The following is a 16,177-nucleotide window of genomic DNA, read 5'->3' on the forward strand; positions in this document are numbered from 1 at the left end:
GACCTGGTTGCGCGGCCTTGCCAGGCTGTGCCACGGCGCGTGGAGCAACTGCGCCGCACACGTCGGCGCGCTCCGCGCGCCGTGCACGGGAGGAGAAAGATGTCTGACGGGCAGCGAAGCCCCACAACCGGCAGCGGTCAGATCGTGGTGTCCGGCCTGACGAAGCAGTACAAGAACGTCCGGGCGGTCGACAATCTGTCGTTCACGGTCGAACCGGGGCGGGTCACCGGCTTCCTCGGCCCGAACGGCGCCGGCAAGACCACCACGCTGCGCATGCTGCTGAACCTGGTCACCCCGACGGGCGGCACGGCGACCATCGGCGGCCACCGGTACGCCGACCTGACCGACCCGCTGCGCCACGTCGGCGCGGTGCTGGAGGCGTCCAGCGCGCACAAGGGCCGCACCGGGATCAGCCACCTGCGGGTGATCTGCGCGGCGGCCGGGCTGCCGAAGTCGCGCGCCGACGAGGCGCTGGCCCTGGTGGGGCTCAGCCCGGCGGCGAAGCGCAAGTTCAAGGGCTACTCGCTGGGCATGAAGCAGCGCCTCGGCATCGCCGCCGCGATGCTCGGCGACCCCCGGGTGCTGATCCTCGACGAGCCGGCGAACGGGCTCGACCCCGAGGGCATCCGGTGGATGCGCGGCTTCCTCAAGGGCCTGGCCCACGAGGGCCGCACGGTGCTGGTCTCCAGCCACCTGCTGTCGGAGATGCAGCTGCTCGCCGACGACGTGGTGATCATCGCGGCCGGCAAGCTGGTCCGGCAGGGGCCGGTCGAGCAGGTGCTCGGCTCGATGGCGCAGGGCGGCGGCCGGGTGCGGGTGCGCACCCCGCAGGCCGACGAGCTGGTCGCGGCGCTGCGCGCGCAGTCGGCGACGGTGGAGACCGGCGAGCACGGCGTGCTGCTGGTCACCGGGGCGGACGCCCCGGCCGTCGGCAAGGCCGCGCTGGCCGCCGGTGTGGAGCTACACGAGTTGACCCCGGAGCGGCCCGACCTGGAACGGGTCTTCCTGGAGCTGACGGCCGGAAAGGCGGGCATCCGATGAACCTCGTCCGATCCGAGCTGCTCAAGATCCGCACCACCAACACGTGGTGGGTCTTCGCGCTCATCTCGCTGCCGCTGTGGGCCCTCACCGCGCTGATCAACTGGTTGCAGACCGACGCGCTGGCCAGCGGCAACCTCGGCGACGTGCCGGCCGAGCAGGCCGACCAGGTGGCGGCCGTGCAGTCCGTGGACAGCCTGGCGGCCAACATCTACACCAACGGCCAGTTCTTCGGGCTGCTCATCGTGATGCTGCTCGGCATCATCGTGGTGACCAGCGAGTTCTTCCACCAGACGGTGACCACCACGTTCCTCACCGTGCCGCACCGCACGGCGGTGATGACGGCCAAGCTGGTCGCGGCGGCCGTGCTGGCGATGCTGTTCTGGCTGGTCACCACCGGGCTCAACCTGGTGCTCGGCGTGCTGGTGCTCAACAGCGTCGACCTCGGCTCCCAGCTCGGCAACGGGGCGGTCTGGACGGCGACGGCGCTCAACGCGCTCGCGTACCTGCTCTGGTCGGTGCTGGGCGTCGGCATCGGCGTGCTGATCCGCAGCCAGATCGGCGCGACGGTGACCGGCATCCTGCTCTACCTGGGCGGCTCGATCGGCGCGGCCATCGCGATCAGCATCCTGGCCGCCCGCTGGGGCGAGTGGATCAACAACCTCCAGGTGCTGGTGCCCTCGCTGGCCTCGTCGCTGATGGTCAGCGGCACCGAGATCCCCGGCAACCCGCCCCGCTGGGCGGGCGCGGCGGTGCTCATCGGGTACGCCGTGGTGACCGGCGTGATCGGCACCCTCACCATGCGGCGGCGGGACATCTCCTGACCCCGCGCGCCGAGTCGGCGACCGGCCCCGGAGCGTGATCGTGGATCGCGCCCGGGGCCGGCGCGGTTCCGGGCCGGAGTCGACGGGACACGCGGCGCTGGCCGAACTGTGGCATCTTCTGTGAAACCGACCACGCGCCCGAGCCGGAAATGCCTAGCGTATTCGTACGGCGTAGCCTGGGAGCCGTCCCCCGTCCGCCCCCCGCAATCGGGGCGTCGGAGGACACCGCGTGACACACAAACCCGCGTGAAAGAGGCGATTACCGGCCGTGTCGACCCAGCAGACTTCGCAGGAGAACCCACTGGCGGGTTTCGGCCCTAACGAGTGGCTCGTCGAGGAGATGTACCAGCGTTACCTCGCCGACCCGAGCAGCGTCGATTCGGCCTGGCACGACTTCTTCGCCGACTACCGCCCCGCGCCGGGCGCCGCCACGCCGCGCCCGGACGGCCAGGCGGCCAGGGCCGCCAAGGCCGCGCCGGAGCCGGCCGGGCAGCAGGAGGCCGCCGCCACCGTCGCCCAGCCGGCGACGCAGGCCGGGCCGGCCGCCGCCAAGGCCCCCGCGGCGAAGCCGGCCGCGCCCGAGGCGCAGCCGGCGGCGAAGCCCGCCGCGAAGCCGACGCCCGCCAAGGCCACGAAGGCCGAGCCGGCCGCGAAGGCAGCGGCGAAGCCGACGGTGACCGGCCCGCAGACCACCCCGCTGCGCGGCGTCGCCGCGAAGATCGTCCAGAACATGGACGCCTCGCTGAGCGTGCCGACCGCGACGAGCGTGCGCGCCGTCCCGGCCAAGCTGCTGGTGGACAACCGCATCGTGATCAACAACCACCTCGCCCGGGGGCGCGGCGGCAAGGTCAGCTTCACCCACCTGATCGGGTACGCGATGGTCCGGGCGCTCGTCGAGCACCCGGAGATGAACAACTCCTTCGCCGAGGTCGACGGCAAGCCGGCGATGGTCCGCCCCGAGCACGTCAACCTGGGCATCGCGATCGACCTGGCCAAGCCCGACGGCAGCCGCAACCTGGTGGTGCCGTCCATCAAGGGCTGCGAGACGATGGACTTCCGGCAGTTCTGGCAGGCGTACGAGGACGTGGTCCGGCGCGCCCGCCGCAACGAGCTGACCATGGAGGACTACTCGGGCACCACGATCTCGCTGACCAACCCGGGCGGCATCGGCACCGTGCACTCGATCCCGCGCCTGATGACGGGGCAGAGCGCCATCATCGGCGTCGGCGCGATGGAATACCCTGCGCCGTACCAGGGGATGAGCGAGGCCACCCTCGCCGAGCTGGCCGTTAGCAAGATCATCACGCTGACCAGCACGTACGACCACCGGATCATCCAGGGCGCGCAGTCCGGCGAGTTCCTCAAGGTCATGCACGAGCTGCTGCTCGGCGGGCACGGCTTCTACGACCAGATCTTCACCTCGCTGCGCATCCCGTACGAGCCGGTGCGCTGGATGCAGGACGTGGCCGTCAACTCCGAGGGCCAGATCAACAAGACCGCGCGGGTGCACGAGCTGATCCACGCCTACCGGGTGCGCGGCCACCTGATGGCCGACACCGACCCGCTGGAGTTCAAGATCCGCAAGCACCCGGACCTGGACGTCCTCCAGCACGGGCTGACCCTGTGGGACCTCGACCGGGTCTTCCCGGTCAACGGCTTCGCCGGCAAGCAGCGGATGAAGCTGCGCGACATCCTCGGCGTGCTGCGCGACTCCTACTGCCGCCGGGTCGGCGTGGAGTACATGCACATCCAGGACCCGGAGGAGCGGCGCTGGATCCAGGAGCGGATCGAGCGCAAGTACGAGAAGCCCACCTCCGACGAGCAGAAGCACGTGCTCAACCGGCTCAACGCCGCCGAGGCGTTCGAGACCTTCCTCCAAACGAAGTACGTGGGCCAGAAGCGCTTCTCGCTGGAGGGCGGCGAGTCGCTGATCCCGCTGCTCGGCGAGGTGCTGGAGTCCTCTGCCGAGGCGGGGCTCGACGAGGTCGTCATCGGCATGGCCCACCGGGGCCGGCTCAACGTGCTGGCCAACATCGTCGGCAAGCCGTACGAGAAGATCTTCTCGGAGTTCGAGGGGCACCTCGACCCGCGCTCGACGCAGGGCTCGGGCGACGTGAAATACCACCTCGGCCAGAACGGCAAGTTCACCACCCCCGACGGCGAGCACTCCGTCAAGGTGTCGGTGGTGGCGAACCCGTCGCACCTGGAGGCCGTCGACCCGGTGCTGGAGGGCATCGTCCGGGCCAAGCAGGACCGGATCGACCTCAAGCTGGAGGGCTACACGGTGCTGCCGCTGGCGGTGCACGGTGACGCCGCCTTCGCCGGCCAGGGCGTGGTCGCCGAGACGCTCAACCTGTCGCAGCTGCGCGGCTACCGCACCGGCGGCACGGTGCACGTGGTGGTCAACAACCAGGTCGGCTTCACCACCGCCCCCGAGCACTCCCGGTCCAGCCTCTACAGCACCGACGTGGCCCGGATGATCGAGGCCCCGATCCTGCACGTCAACGGCGACGACCCCGAGGCCGTGGTCCGGGTCGCCCGGCTGGCGTTCGAATACCGGCAGGCGTTCAACAAGGACGTCGTGATCGACATGGTCTGCTACCGCCGGCGCGGGCACAACGAGGGCGACGACCCGTCGATGTCCAACCCACAGATGTACAAGATCATTGACTCGAAGCGGTCGGTCCGCAAGCTCTACACCGAGGAGCTGATCGGCCGGGGCGACATCACCGTGGAGGACGCGGAGGAGCTGCTGCGCGACTACCAGGCGCAGCTGGAGCGGGTCTTCAAGGCCACCCGGGACGCCGCCTCCGCGCCGAAGCAGGCGAGCCGGCCGCGCCGCGAGGACGAGCCGGAGCCGCGGGTGGCGACCGCCACCACGGCCGAGGTCGTCAAGGCCGTCGGCGAGGCGCACACCAACCTGCCGGAGGGCTTCACCCCGCACAAGCGGATCCAGCAGCTGCTCGACCGGCGGGCGAAGATGTCCGTCGAGGGCAACATCGACTGGGGGTACGGCGAGATCATCGCGTTCGGCGCGCTGCTGCACGACGGGGTCACCGTCCGGCTCGCCGGGCAGGACTCCCGCCGGGGCACGTTCGTGCAGCGGCACGCCTCGGTGGTGGACGCCCGCACCGGCGACGACTACCTGCCGCTGAAGTCGCTCACCGCCGACGGCGAACGGTCCCGGTTCTTCGTGCACGACTCCCTGCTGTCGGAGTACGCGGCGATGGGCTTCGAGTACGGCTACTCGGTGGAGAACGTCAACGCGCTGGTCTGCTGGGAGGCCCAGTTCGGCGACTTCGTCAACGGCGCGCAGTCGGTGATCGACGAGTTCATCTCCTCCGGCGAGGTCAAGTGGGGCCAGCGCTCCGCCGTCACCCTGCTGCTGCCGCACGGCCACGAGGGCCAGGGCCCGGACCACACCTCCGGCCGCCCGGAGCGGTTCCTCCAGCTCTGCGCCGAGGACAACATGCGGGTGGCCATGCCGACCACCCCGGCGAACTACTTCCACCTGCTGCGCCGCCAGGCCCTGTCGCCGAAGCGCAAGCCGCTGGTGGTGTTCACGCCGAAGTCGCTGCTGCGGCACAAGCTCTGCGTGTCGGGCGTGGAGGAGTTCACCACGGGCACCTTCGCCCCGGTGCTGGCCGACACCGCCGCCCCGCCCGCCGAGCGGGTGAAGCGGGTGCTGCTCTGCTCGGGCAAGGTCTACTACGACCTGTTCCAGGCTCGCGCCGAGCGGGGCGTCACCGACACCGCGATCGTCCGGATGGAGCAGCTCTACCCGCTGCCCGTCGAGGAGGTCCGGGCCGCGCTCGCGCAGTACCCGAACGCCGAGGACTTCGCCTGGGTCCAGGAGGAGCCGGCCAACCAGGGCGCGTGGAGCTTCGTCGCGCTCAACCTGCTGGAGCACCTGCCCGAGGTCCGGCTGCGGCGCATCTCCCGCCCTGCCGCCGCCGCGCCGGCGGTCGGCTCGGCCAAGATGCACGAGGTCGAGCAGAACGCGCTGATCGAGGCGGCCCTGCCCCGCCCGTGACCTGACCGCGCCGCCGCGCGCCGGGGCAGCGACCGTCGCCACGACGGGCGCTGCCCCGCTCGCATCCCTGACCGCACGACCCGGCCGCCGGCCGGAACGACCGATGAGGACGCACCGATGTACTTCACCGACCGTGGCATCGAGGAACTGGTCGAGCGGCGCGGCGAGGAGCAGGTGAGCGTGGAGTGGCTGGGCGAGCGCCTGCGCGACTTCGTGGACCTGAACCCCGAGTTCGAGACGCCGATCGAGCGCTTCGCCACCTGGCTGGCCCGGTTGGACGACCCCGACGACGACTGACCGCGGCGACGGCCGGCCACCCCTGCCCGCCCGGGTCCAAGGACCCGGGCGACCCTCGCCGCGATCTTGTAGCGTGGGGGCGTGGCCCGGAGCGTGTATCTGACCAGCGTCGGTTCCGGCGGGGGCAAGTCGACCATCGCGCTCGGCCTCGCCGAGCTGCTCTCCCGGCAGGTCGAACGGATCGGCGCGTTCCGGCCGCTGGTCCCCGGCCGGGGGCCCGACCAGATCCTCGCCCTGCTCACCGAGCGCTACCGCATCGAGATGCCGGTCGACGAGCTGCACGGCTGCACCTACGCCGAGGCGGGCGCGCTGGTCGGCGAGGGGCGGCGCGAGGAGCTGATCTCCCGGATCGTCGAGCGCTACCGCGACGTCGAACGGCGCTGCCCGGCGATCGTCGTGGTGGGCAGCGACTTCGCCGACGGCGGCGACGGCACGGGCCCCCGCGAGCTGGCGTTCAACGCCCGGCTGGCCACCGAGTTCGGCAGCGTGGTGGTGCCCGTCGTCGACGGCTTCGGGCAGGAGCCGGAGGCGATCGCGGCGGCGGCGCGCGGGGCGTACCACGATCTGGTGGACCTGGGCGCGACGGTGCTGGCGGTGATCGCCAACCGGGTGCCGGGGCCGATGGCGCTGCCCGAGCTGCCCGTCCCCGCGTACGCGATCCCGGAGGTGCCGACCGTGTCGGCGCCGACGGTGGCCGAGGTGGCGGCGGCGCTCGGCGCGACCCTGCTGGCCGGCGACGACGCGGCGCTCGGCCGCGACGTGCTCGACTACGTCGTCGGCGCGGCGCACGTGCCGACGCTGCTGGACCACCTCACCGAGGGCGCGCTGGTGATCACCCCGGCCGACCGGGCGGACCTGCTGGTGGCGGCCAGCGCCGCGCACGTCGCCGGGCAGGTCTCCGTCGCCGGGCTGGTGCTCACCCTCGGCGAGCGGCCCGATTCGAGGGCGATGCGCCTGGTCGAGGGGCTCAACACCGGGCTGGCGGTGCTCTCGGTGCGCAGCGACAGCTACGACACGGTCGCCGCGTCCAGCCGGATCGAGGGCCGGCCCAGCATGGCCCACCCGCGCAAGGTCGAGGCCGCGCTGGGCGCGTTCGAGGACTGCGTGGACACCGTCGACCTGGCCCGCCGGCTGCGGGTCAGCCGCTCCGCGCGGGTCACCCCGCTGATGTTCGAGTACGACCTGATCGACCGGGCCCGCACCAACCGCCGCCGCCTCGTGCTGCCCGAGGGGGCCGAGGAGCGCATCCTGCGCGCGGCGGAGATCCTGCTGCGCCGGGGCGTGGCCGACCTGACCCTGCTCGGCCGCCCCGACGACATCGCCCGGCGCACCCGCGAACTGGGCGTCGACATCGCCGGGGCGGCCGTCGTCGACCCGGCGACCAGCCCGTGGCGCGACGAGTTCGCCGAGGCGTACGCGAAGCTGCGCGCCCACCGGGGCATGACCGCCGAGCTGGCCCACGACGTCGTGGCGCAGCCCAACTACTTCGGCACGATGATGGTGCACACCGGGCGCGCCGACGGGATGGTCTCCGGGGCCACCCACACCACCGCCGCGACCATCCGCCCCGCGTTCGAGATCATCCGCACGGTGCCTGGGGTGTCGGTGGCCTCCAGCGTGTTCTTCATGCTGCTCGCCGACCGGGTGCTCGTCTACGGCGACTGCGCCGTCAACCCCGACCCCGACGCCGCGCAGCTCGCCGACATCGCCATCTCGTCGGCCGACACCGCCGCCCGGTTCGGCATCGAGCCCCGGGTGGCGATGCTGTCCTACTCCACCGGCGACTCGGGGGCCGGGGCCGACGTGGAGAAGGTCGCCGCCGCCACCCGGCTCGTGCGCGAGCGGCGGCCGGAGCTGCTGGTCGAGGGCCCCATCCAGTACGACGCGGCGATCGACCCGCACGTCGCGGCCACCAAGCTGCCCGACAGCGAGGTCGCCGGGCGGGCCACCGTGTTCGTCTTCCCCGACCTGAACACGGGCAACAACACGTACAAGGCGGTGCAGCGCTCCGCCGGGGCGGTGGCCGTCGGCCCGGTCATGCAGGGCCTGCGCCGCCCCGTCAACGACCTGTCCCGGGGCGCGACCGTCCCCGACATCGTCAACACCGTCGCCATCACCGCCATCCAGGCCGCCGCCGGGGAGTCGTCATGAGTCGGGTGCTCGTCCTCAACTGCGGCTCGTCGTCGGTGAAATACCGCCTCTACGGCGGCGACGAGGTCCTGGCGAAGGGCACCGTCGAGCGGGTCGGCGAGCCCGGCGGCGGGCCGGCCGACCACGAGACGGCCGTCCGGGAGATCCTCGACCGGCTCGGCCCGGACGGGCTCGCCGGGCTGACCGCCGTCGGGCACCGGGTGGTGCACGGCGGGCGGCGCTTCGCCGCGCCGGTGCTGGTCGACGACGCCGTGTTCGCGGCGATCGAGCAACTCGTGCCGCTCGCCCCGCTGCACAACCCCGCCAACCTGGCCGGCATCCGGGTCGCCCGCGAGGCGCTGCCCGGGGTGCCGCAGGTCGCCGTCTTCGACACCGCGTTCCACCACACGCTGCCCGAGGCCGCCGCCACCTACGCGATCGACCGGGACACCGCGAGCAGGTACGACATCCGCCGGTACGGCTTCCACGGCACCTCCCACGCGTACGTCTCCCGGCGCACCGCCGAGCTGCTGGGCCGGCCGTACGACGAGCTGAACACGATCACCCTGCACCTGGGCAACGGCGCGAGCGCCTGCGCCGTGGCCGGCGGGCGCAGCGTGGCCACCTCGATGGGGATGTCCCCGCTGGAGGGGCTCGTGATGGGCACCCGCAGCGGCGACCTCGACCCGACGATCGTCTTCCACCTGCGCCGCGAGGCCGGCATGGGCGTCGACGAGATCGACGACCTGCTCAACCACCGCAGCGGCCTGCTCGGCCTCGCCGGGGTCAACGACATGCGCGAGGTGCTGGCCCGCCGCGCCGCCGGCGACCCGGCCGCCGCGCTCGCGTTCGACGTCTACACCCGCCGGATCACCGGCTACGTCGGGGCGTACTACGCGCTGCTCGGCCGGGTGGACGCGGTCACCTTCACCGCCGGGGTGGGCGAGCACGCGGCGCCGGTGCGGGCCGCCGCGCTGGCCGGCCTGGAGCGGCTCGGCATCGCCGTCGACCCAGCGCGCAACGACGGCAGCGGCGACCGGGTGATCTCCCCGGCGGGCGCGGAGGTCGCCGTCTGCGTCGTCGGCACCGACGAGGAACGCGAGATCGCCCGCGCGGCCCGCGCCGTGGCCGAGGCCGCGGGCTGAGGCGGCGGCCCGGCGGGGGCGCGCGCCCTCAGCCCAGCGCGAGCCAGGCGACGACGGCCACCAGCAGCACCACGGCCACCGCGATGCCGGCGACCAGCGGAACCCGGGACGCCGGGGCGGCCGGGGCGGCTGCCTCCGGCGCGTGGGCGAACGCCCGGAACTGCTCTGTGTTGCCGCTCTGGTCCACGTACTTGTCAGGCATGGCCAGACCCTAGCCAAGCCGGTCCACCCCGCGCCCGCCCGACCGGGCGGCGCGCCGCAGGACCGCCGGATCGGCGGAGCCGCCCCGACCGGGTGGCGTCGCCCACCGGTCCGGACGGCGGGGCCGCCGGGGGCCGCCGGCCGCCTACCGTGAAGGCGTGTGGGTACGCCGGCTGGTCGCCGCGACGATGACGGCGCTGCTGGCCGGCTGCGGCACGGCCACCGCCGCCCCGGGGGCGGCCCCGGAGTCCGGCAGCGCCCCGTCGGCCGGCCCCGCCCCGGCGACGGCGTACCCGGTCGGGGTGCTCACCTTCACCCTCGACCCGGGCGGCGCGCGCCCGCTGCCGGTGACCGTCTGGTATCCGGCGGCCCGGGGCGGGGTCGCCACCGGCCGGTTCCCCGTCGTCGTGTTCAGCCACGGGCTGGACAGCCTGCCCGCTCTGCACGCCCCGCTGACCAGTCGCTGGGCCGCCGCCGGCTTCGTGGTCGCCGCCCCGGCGTATCCGCACACCCGGCGCGGGGCGGCCCGGTTCACCCGCGCCGACGTGCGCCACCAGCCGGCCGACGGCTGGCGGCTGATCCGGCACCTGGTGCGCCTCGACACCCGCCGGGGCGACCCGCTCGCCGGTCACCTGGACGTCGCCCGGTTCGCCGCCGCCGGCCACTCGGCGGGCGGCTTCACCACCGCCGGGATGCTCACCTCCGGGCACCCGCCCCGGCTGCGGGCGGGCATCGTGATCGCCGGGGGCGGCCTGGCCGGGGCGTTCGCCGGGCCGACCGCGCCGGTGCTGTTCGTGCACGGCGACGCCGACCCGGTCGTCGCGGTGACCGTCGGCCGGGCCGCGTACGCCCGCACGCCCGGCCCGGCCGGGTTCCTCACCGTCGCCGGGGGCGACCACGGCGCCTACCTGACCCCGGGCCGCCCCGGCTTCGCCCAGGTCCTCGCCACCACCACGGACTTCCTGCGCTGGGCGCTGTACGGCGACCGGGCCGCCCTGCGCCGCCTCCCCGCGGACGCCACCCACCCCACCCGCTGGAGTTGCAAGGAAGGGCCCCCTGTTAACGCTTTCTGTATAGGAAGGGCCCCCTCCTAACAGCGCCCCGCCAGGCGGCGGCATCCCGTCGCCCGGGGTGAGCGTGTCCTGACCTGCGGTGCGATGCGGGCCGGCGCTTCGCCTCCGGCGAGGCACAATCGGTTTCATGTGCCGCCGTCGTACCGCCGCCCTGCTGGCCACCGCCCTGCTCGCCGCCGGCCTGACCGGCTGCTCGGGCGGCACGGAACCCGCCTGGCGCGGTGCCGCCCCGACGCAGCCGCCGAAGGCGGCCACCCCGGCCCCGCGCGTGCCCGCCGGCAGCGCGCCGAGCGAGAGCTTCGCCGTCGGCGTACGCCAGCTCAAGCTCAACCGCGACGGCGACCGCCCGCTGCCGGTGACGATCTGGTACCCGGCCCGTGGCGCGGCGGGCGGGACGCCGCAGCGGTCCGCGCTGGCCGCGACGGGCCGCTTCCCCGTGGTGATGTTCAGCCACGGCCTGAACGGGCGGCCCGACGACTACGAGCTGCTGCTCACCCGCTGGGCGGCGGCCGGGTTCGTGGTGGCCGCGCCGGCCTTCCCGCACACCGCCCGGGGCACCGACACCAACGTGCTGGACGTGCTGAACCAGCCGGCCGACGTGTCGTACGCGCTGACCCGGGTGCTCGCCCTCGACGCGAAGGCGGGCGACCCGCTGCGCGGCCGGCTCGCCACCGACCGGGTGGCGGCGGCGGGGCACTCGGCCGGCGGGGTGACCACGATCGGCCTGTTCACCGCCGGCCGGGACGACCGGCTGGACGCCGGGGTGGTCTTCGCCGGCACCGGCCTGGGCGTGGGCACCGCGTTCGCGGGGGCTGCCGCCCCGCAGTTGTTCGTGCACGGCGAGGCCGACGAGGTGGTCGACTACGCCTCGGGCAAGGCCGCGTACGACAGGGTGCCCTGGCCGAAGGCGATGCTCAGCCTGCCGAAGGGCGACCACGGGCGGGCCCTGCTCACCGACGGCGCGGCCCTGCGGGTGGTCTCGGACACCTGCGTCGAGTTCCTGCGCTGGACGCTGTACGGGGACGCGGCGGCCAAGCGCCGGCTGCCGGACGAGGCCACCCGCGGCGGCGTGGCCACCCTCGACGACCGCCTGTGACGGCTTCCGGCCTCACGCCGTGTGATCGATGACGATCTTGCCGAATGCCGCGCCCGAGTGCAGCCGGGCGAACGCCTCCTCGACCCGGCTGAACGGCACCACGCTGTCCACCACCGGGCGTACCTCGTGCTCCGCGCAGAACGCCAGCAGCTCGGTCAGCTCCCCCGGCGTGCCCATGGAGGTGCCGAGGATCTCCAGCTGCATGGCGAAGACCCGCCGCAGGTTGACCTTCGGCTCGTGCCCGGCGGTCGCCCCGGAGACCACGATCCGGGCCATCGGCGCGGCCGACTTCAGGGAGTGGTCGAACGTGGCCTCGCCGACCGTCTCGATCACCACGTCGACCCGCTCGGGCAGCCGCGCGCCGGGCTCCAGCGCGGTCGCCCCCAACTGCGCGATCCGCTCCCGCTTGCCGGCGTCGCGGCTGGTCGCGTACACCCGCTTGCCGAGCCCGACGGCGAGCGCGACGGCCGCCGTCGCGACGCCGCCGCCCGCGCCCTGGACCAGCACGGCGTCGGCCTCGTCGACCCGGCCCTTGGTGGTCAGCATCCGCCACGCGGTGAGCCAGGCCGTGGGCAGGCAGGCCGCGTCCGTCGCCGACAGGCCCGTCGGCAGGGGCAGCAGGTTCATCCGGGGTACGGCCACCCGCTCGGCGAAGGTGCCGGGGAAGTGCTCGGAGAGGATGGACATGCCGCGCGGGTCGCCCGGGTCGACGACCAGCGGGAAGACCACGACCTCGGTGCCGTCCGGGGCCGTGCCGACGGCGTCGCAGCCGAGGATCATCGGCAGCCGGTCGGCGGCGAGCCCGACGCCGCGCAGCGACCACAGGTCGTGGTGGTTGATCGAGCTGGCCCGCACCTGCACGGTCACCCAGTCGTCCTCGGGGTGGGTCGGCTCGGGCTGCTCGCCGACGGTCAGCGCGGCGAGCGGGTTGTCGGCGTCGAAGCTCGAGGCGAAGGCGGCACGCATGATCCGCACCGTAACAAGGAGTGGGGGTGTTAAGAAGGGGCCCCCGCTATACCGAAAGCGTTAACAGGGTGCCCCTCCTTGCACGTCAGGCGCGGGCGACGCCGTCGCGGCGGGCGGCCTCGGCGACGGCCTGGGCCACCGCGGGGGCGACCCGCGGGTCCAGCGGGGACGGCACGATCGCGTCGGCGGTGAGCGTCTCGGCCACCACCCCGGCGATCGCGTCGGCGGCGGCCACCTTCATCCCGTCGGTGATCCGGGTCGCCCGGGCGTCCAGCGCGCCCCGGAACACCCCGGGGAAGGCCAGCACGTTGTTGATCTGGTTGGGGTAGTCGCTGCGGCCGGTGGCCACGACGGCGACGTGCCGGGCGGCCACCTCGGGGTGCACCTCGGGCGTCGGGTTGGCCAGGGCGAAGACGATCCCGCCGGGGGCCATCCCGGCCACCGCCGCCTCGCAGATCTCGCCGCCGGAGACGCCGACGAGCACGTCGGCGCCGCGCAGCGCCTCGATGATGTCGCCCGACCGGCCCTCGGCGTTGGTGTCGGCCGCGAGGTCCGCCTTGGTGCCGGTGAGGTCGGCGCGGTGCCGGCCGATAATGCCCTTCGAGTCGCAGACGACGACCCGGGCCGGGTCGACGCCGCCGGCGATGAGCATCCGGGTGACGGCCACCCCGGCCGCGCCCGCGCCGCTGACCGCCACCCGCAGGTCGCCGAGCTTGCGGGTGAGCAGCGTGGCCGCGTTGCGCAGCGCGGCGAGCACGACGATCGCCGTGCCGTGCTGGTCGTCGTGGAAGACGGGGATGTCCAGCGCCTCGTCGAGCCGGCGCTCGACCTCGAAGCAGCGCGGCGCGCTGATGTCCTCCAGGTTGATCCCGCCGAACGAGGGGGCGAGGGCCTTCACCACGGCGACGATCTCGTCCACGTCCTGGGTGTCCAGGCAGACCGGCACCGCGTCGACGCCGCCGAACTGCTTGAACAGCACCGCCTTGCCCTCCATCACGGGCAGCGCGGCGCGGGGGCCGATGTTGCCCAGCCCGAGCACGGCCGAGCCGTCGGTGACGACGGCGACGGTGTGCCCCGCCCAGGTGTAGTCGTCGGCCAGCGCCGGGTCGGCGGCGATCGCCTCGCACACCCGGGCCACCCCCGGTGTGTACGCGAGGGAGAGGTCCTCGCGGCTGGTCAGCGGGACGGTGGAGGCGACGGCGAGCTTGCCGCCGACGTGCAGTTGGAAGACGGGATCAGCGGGGTCCACGGTGGACGAAGACATGGTGACTCCAGGATCTGTCGGGTAGACGAGGCGACCGCGCCGGCGCAAGGTGAGGCGGCCAGCGGCGGTGGCACGGTGCGGGGGTCACCCGGATACCTGCCGAGCATAGTGTCGGGAGCACAAGCCGGGTGTGAGCAGGGTCATACTCGCCGGTAGCCGGCGGGGCGGGGCAGGCGGCCCGGCCGGGGCCAGTAGCGGGCCACCACGCGGCCGTGCACGTCGGCCACGCCGTACGCGCGGGAGTCGTCGGTGACGAGGTCGTTGTCGCCGCGTACCCACCAGCCGCCGTCGGCGGGGCGGACGGCGCGCTTGACCACGAGCAGGTCCGGGCGGCTGCGGAAGACCGCGACCACGACGTCGCCCGGGCGGATCGGGCGGCCTCCGCGCCGCACCAGCACGGCGTCGCCGTGGCGCAGGGTGGGTGCCATCGACGGGCCGGTCACCAGTACGGCGGTGAGCGGCCCCCGCAGCCGGTCGGCGGCGGGAGTGTCGGCGGGCACTGGTTTCACCTCCGCCCCGCTGGGGAGCATCTCCAGGAGTAATGTCGTCCTGGATCATCGCAAACTTCCCATGGAGGATCCCGATGCGACTTCCGCGCATCCTCATGCCGAGCGTCACCGTCAGCGCCCACTGCGACCTGCCGTGCGGCGTCTACGACCCGGCCCAGGCCCGGATCGAGGCCGAGTCGATCAAGGCGATCGCCGAGAAGTACCAGGCGAACACCGACCCCGAGTTCCGCACCCGGGCGCTGATCATCAAGGAGCAGCGCGCCGAGCTGGTCAAGCACCACCTGTGGGTGCTGTGGACGGACTACTTCAAGCCGGCACACTTCGAGAAGTACCCCAACCTGCACACCCTGTTCAACGAGGCCACCAAGCTCGCGGGCGCCAGCGGCGCCAAGGGCAGCGCCGACCCGGCCAAGGCCGAGGAGCTGCTGTCGAAGATCGAGGAGATCTCGAAGATCTTCTGGGAGACCAAGCAGGCGTGACCCCCGGGTCCACACCGACGGTGCGGCCGGCGCGTCCCGGGGACGTGCCGGCCGTCGTCGCCATGGTGCACGAGCTGGCCGCGTACGAGCGGGCCGCCGACGAGTGCCACCTGACCGCCGGGCAGCTCACCGGGGCCCTGTTCGGGCCGACGCCCGCGCTCTTCGGTCACGTGGCCGTCGACGGGGCCGACCGGCCGCTCGGTTTCGCGCTGTGGTTCCTCAACTTCTCCACCTGGGCCGGCGTGCACGGCATCTACCTGGAGGATCTCTACGTCCGCCCCGAGGCGCGGGGCACGGGTGCGGGCCGGCGGCTGCTGGCCACGCTGGCCGCGATCTGCGTCGAGCGGGGCTACCGGCGGCTCGACTGGTCGATGATCGACTGGAACCCGGCGGCCCGGTTCTACGCCTCGATCGGCGCGTCGCCGATGGCGGAGTGGGTGCCGTACCGGCTGACGGGGGCGGCCCTGACCGCCCTCGCGGCCGACGCGACGCCGCCGGCGAGCGCCGCGCCCACGCGCCCGTCCGCCTGACGGGGTAGAGTCCCCCACCGGGGGGATGAGGCGTGACTCAACTGACCGGCCAGCCAGCCACCGACGACGACATCGTGCACCTCACGGTGCCCGCCGACGGCGGCTACCTCGGCGTGCTCCGCACCGCCACGGCCGGCCTCGCCGCCCGTCTCCAGTTCGCCCTCGACGAGATCGAGGACCTGCGGATCGCCGTGGACGAGGCGTGCGCCATGCTCCTCGCGATCGCCACCCGCGACGCCGAGCTGGAGTGCCGGTTCCAGGTGACCGAGGACGCCCTGACCGTCGAGGTGACCGTGCCGACGGTGCGCGGGGCGGCGCTGCCCTCCGAGTCGTCGTTCGCCTGGAAGGTGCTGACGGCCCTCACCACGGCCGCCTCGGCGAGCGCGTCCAACGGCCGGGCCACGATCTCCCTGCTGACCCGCCGCGCCGGGTACTGACCCCCGCCGCGCGGGCCCTCTCCCGCACCCGCCGCGCCCCGCGCGGCAGGCCCGCACCCGCCCGGCTCATGTAAAGGACTCCGGTGCTTGATCAGCCCGGTGGTCCTGGGGTTGCATGAGCATCCCGGTTGGTCCGGTGGGTGGCGTTGAGTACG

General features: G+C 73.6%; 15 protein-coding genes. 11 read left to right on the plus strand and 4 right to left on the minus strand.

The genetic code is table 11. From position 1 onward, the window contains the following. Nucleotides 1-99 precede the first annotated feature (99 nt). The 6 genes from ACFYWL_RS29315 (at nt 100) to ACFYWL_RS29340 (ending at nt 9,467) form a co-directional block, all read left to right on the plus strand. The gene (locus ACFYWL_RS29315) at nt 100-1,041 is read left to right on the plus strand and encodes an ATP-binding cassette domain-containing protein (RefSeq protein WP_386979380.1); all 942 of its coding nucleotides are present in this window, start codon (nt 100-102) and stop codon (nt 1,039-1,041) included. Beyond that, nucleotides 1,038-1,862, plus strand: coding sequence for an ABC transporter permease (locus tag ACFYWL_RS29320; RefSeq protein ID WP_386979383.1), 825 nt, complete (start codon nt 1,038-1,040; stop codon nt 1,860-1,862). The genes ACFYWL_RS29315 and ACFYWL_RS29320 overlap by 4 nt, the downstream gene beginning before the upstream one ends. A 268-nt stretch (nt 1,863-2,130) precedes the next feature. After that, entirely contained in the window at nt 2,131-5,895 is a 3,765-nt protein-coding gene (locus tag ACFYWL_RS29325) for a multifunctional oxoglutarate decarboxylase/oxoglutarate dehydrogenase thiamine pyrophosphate-binding subunit/dihydrolipoyllysine-residue succinyltransferase subunit (RefSeq protein WP_386979386.1), read from the plus strand. A 117-nt stretch (nt 5,896-6,012) separates the two neighbouring features. Continuing rightward, a complete protein-coding gene (locus ACFYWL_RS29330; protein WP_007072780.1) occupies nt 6,013-6,192 on the plus strand; it encodes a DUF6104 family protein in 180 nt (59 codons plus the stop codon). Between the two features lie 81 nt (nt 6,193-6,273). After that, nucleotides 6,274-8,343, plus strand: coding sequence for a phosphate acetyltransferase (gene pta / locus ACFYWL_RS29335; protein WP_386979390.1), 2,070 nt, complete (start codon nt 6,274-6,276; stop codon nt 8,341-8,343). Then, nucleotides 8,340-9,467: an acetate kinase gene (locus ACFYWL_RS29340; protein ID WP_386979393.1), complete on the plus strand. Its 1,128-nt coding sequence runs from the start codon at nt 8,340-8,342 to the stop codon at nt 9,465-9,467. The genes pta and ACFYWL_RS29340 overlap by 4 nt, the downstream gene beginning before the upstream one ends. 28 nt (nt 9,468-9,495) lie before the next feature. On the opposite strand, the gene ACFYWL_RS29345 is transcribed toward ACFYWL_RS29340, so the two are convergent. Then, nucleotides 9,496-9,669, minus strand: a complete 174-nt coding sequence (locus ACFYWL_RS29345; RefSeq protein WP_386979396.1) for a hypothetical protein — start codon at nt 9,667-9,669, stop codon at nt 9,496-9,498. 157 nt (nt 9,670-9,826) lie between these two features. Between ACFYWL_RS29345 and ACFYWL_RS29350 the strand changes: the two genes are divergently transcribed. Next, entirely contained in the window at nt 9,827-10,762 is a 936-nt protein-coding gene (locus tag ACFYWL_RS29350; RefSeq protein ID WP_386979399.1) for an alpha/beta hydrolase family protein, read from the plus strand. Between the two features lie 106 nt (nt 10,763-10,868). After that, on the plus strand, nt 10,869-11,837 hold the full coding sequence (locus ACFYWL_RS29355; RefSeq protein WP_386979402.1) for an alpha/beta hydrolase family protein: 969 nt from the start codon (nt 10,869-10,871) through the stop codon (nt 11,835-11,837). A 12-nt stretch (nt 11,838-11,849) separates the two neighbouring features. Here ACFYWL_RS29355 and ACFYWL_RS29360 read toward each other — a convergent pair whose 3' ends face one another. The 3 genes from ACFYWL_RS29360 to ACFYWL_RS29370 form a co-directional block, all read right to left on the minus strand. Further along, nucleotides 11,850-12,812, minus strand: coding sequence for a zinc-binding dehydrogenase (locus tag ACFYWL_RS29360; protein WP_386979405.1), 963 nt, complete (start codon nt 12,810-12,812; stop codon nt 11,850-11,852). Nucleotides 12,813-12,888: 76 nt separating this feature from the next. Next, on the minus strand, nt 12,889-14,067 hold the full coding sequence (locus ACFYWL_RS29365; protein ID WP_386979407.1) for an NADP-dependent malic enzyme: 1,179 nt from the start codon (nt 14,065-14,067) through the stop codon (nt 12,889-12,891). Nucleotides 14,068-14,207: 140 nt separating this feature from the next. Continuing rightward, nucleotides 14,208-14,597, minus strand: a complete 390-nt coding sequence (locus ACFYWL_RS29370; RefSeq protein WP_386979410.1) for a S24/S26 family peptidase — start codon at nt 14,595-14,597, stop codon at nt 14,208-14,210. A gap of 53 nt (nt 14,598-14,650) precedes the next feature. Between ACFYWL_RS29370 and sodN the strand changes: the two genes are divergently transcribed. Genes sodN through ACFYWL_RS29385 form a run of 3 tightly spaced genes read left to right on the plus strand, consistent with a single transcriptional unit; the run spans nt 14,651 to nt 16,022 of the window. Continuing rightward, nucleotides 14,651-15,055, plus strand: a complete 405-nt coding sequence (gene sodN, locus ACFYWL_RS29375) for a superoxide dismutase, Ni (RefSeq protein ID WP_386979413.1) — start codon at nt 14,651-14,653, stop codon at nt 15,053-15,055. Then, nucleotides 15,052-15,585: a GNAT family N-acetyltransferase gene (locus ACFYWL_RS29380; RefSeq protein ID WP_386979416.1), complete on the plus strand. Its 534-nt coding sequence runs from the start codon at nt 15,052-15,054 to the stop codon at nt 15,583-15,585. Before sodN ends, ACFYWL_RS29380 begins: the two co-directional genes overlap by 4 nt. A 32-nt stretch (nt 15,586-15,617) precedes the next feature. Further along, nucleotides 15,618-16,022, plus strand: a complete 405-nt coding sequence (locus tag ACFYWL_RS29385) for an ATP-binding protein (RefSeq protein ID WP_386979419.1) — start codon at nt 15,618-15,620, stop codon at nt 16,020-16,022. Nucleotides 16,023-16,177 lie beyond the last annotated feature (155 nt).

Origin of the sequence: Micromonospora sp. NPDC002575 (genome assembly GCF_042889525.1) — a bacterium.
In the GTDB taxonomy this organism is placed as follows: Bacteria; Actinomycetota; Actinomycetes; order Mycobacteriales; family Micromonosporaceae; genus Micromonospora; species Micromonospora carbonacea.

Excerpts from the sequence above, each read along its gene's own strand:
- ACFYWL_RS29315 (WP_386979380.1), top strand. The coding sequence starts at position 100 with ATGTCTGACGGGCAGCGAAGCCCCACAACCGGCAGCGGTCAGATCGTG.
- ACFYWL_RS29320 (WP_386979383.1), top strand. The coding sequence starts at position 1,038 with ATGAACCTCGTCCGATCCGAGCTGCTCAAGATCCGCACCACCAACACG.
- ACFYWL_RS29330 (WP_007072780.1), top strand. The coding sequence starts at position 6,013 with ATGTACTTCACCGACCGTGGCATCGAGGAACTGGTCGAGCGGCGCGGC.
- ACFYWL_RS29340 (WP_386979393.1), top strand. The coding sequence starts at position 8,340 with ATGAGTCGGGTGCTCGTCCTCAACTGCGGCTCGTCGTCGGTGAAATAC.
- ACFYWL_RS29345 (WP_386979396.1), bottom strand. The coding sequence starts at position 9,669 with ATGCCTGACAAGTACGTGGACCAGAGCGGCAACACAGAGCAGTTCCGG.
- ACFYWL_RS29355 (WP_386979402.1), top strand. The coding sequence starts at position 10,869 with ATGTGCCGCCGTCGTACCGCCGCCCTGCTGGCCACCGCCCTGCTCGCC.
- ACFYWL_RS29365 (WP_386979407.1), bottom strand. The coding sequence starts at position 14,067 with ATGTCTTCGTCCACCGTGGACCCCGCTGATCCCGTCTTCCAACTGCAC.
- ACFYWL_RS29370 (WP_386979410.1), bottom strand. The coding sequence starts at position 14,597 with ATGCTCCCCAGCGGGGCGGAGGTGAAACCAGTGCCCGCCGACACTCCC.
- sodN (WP_386979413.1), top strand. The coding sequence starts at position 14,651 with ATGCGACTTCCGCGCATCCTCATGCCGAGCGTCACCGTCAGCGCCCAC.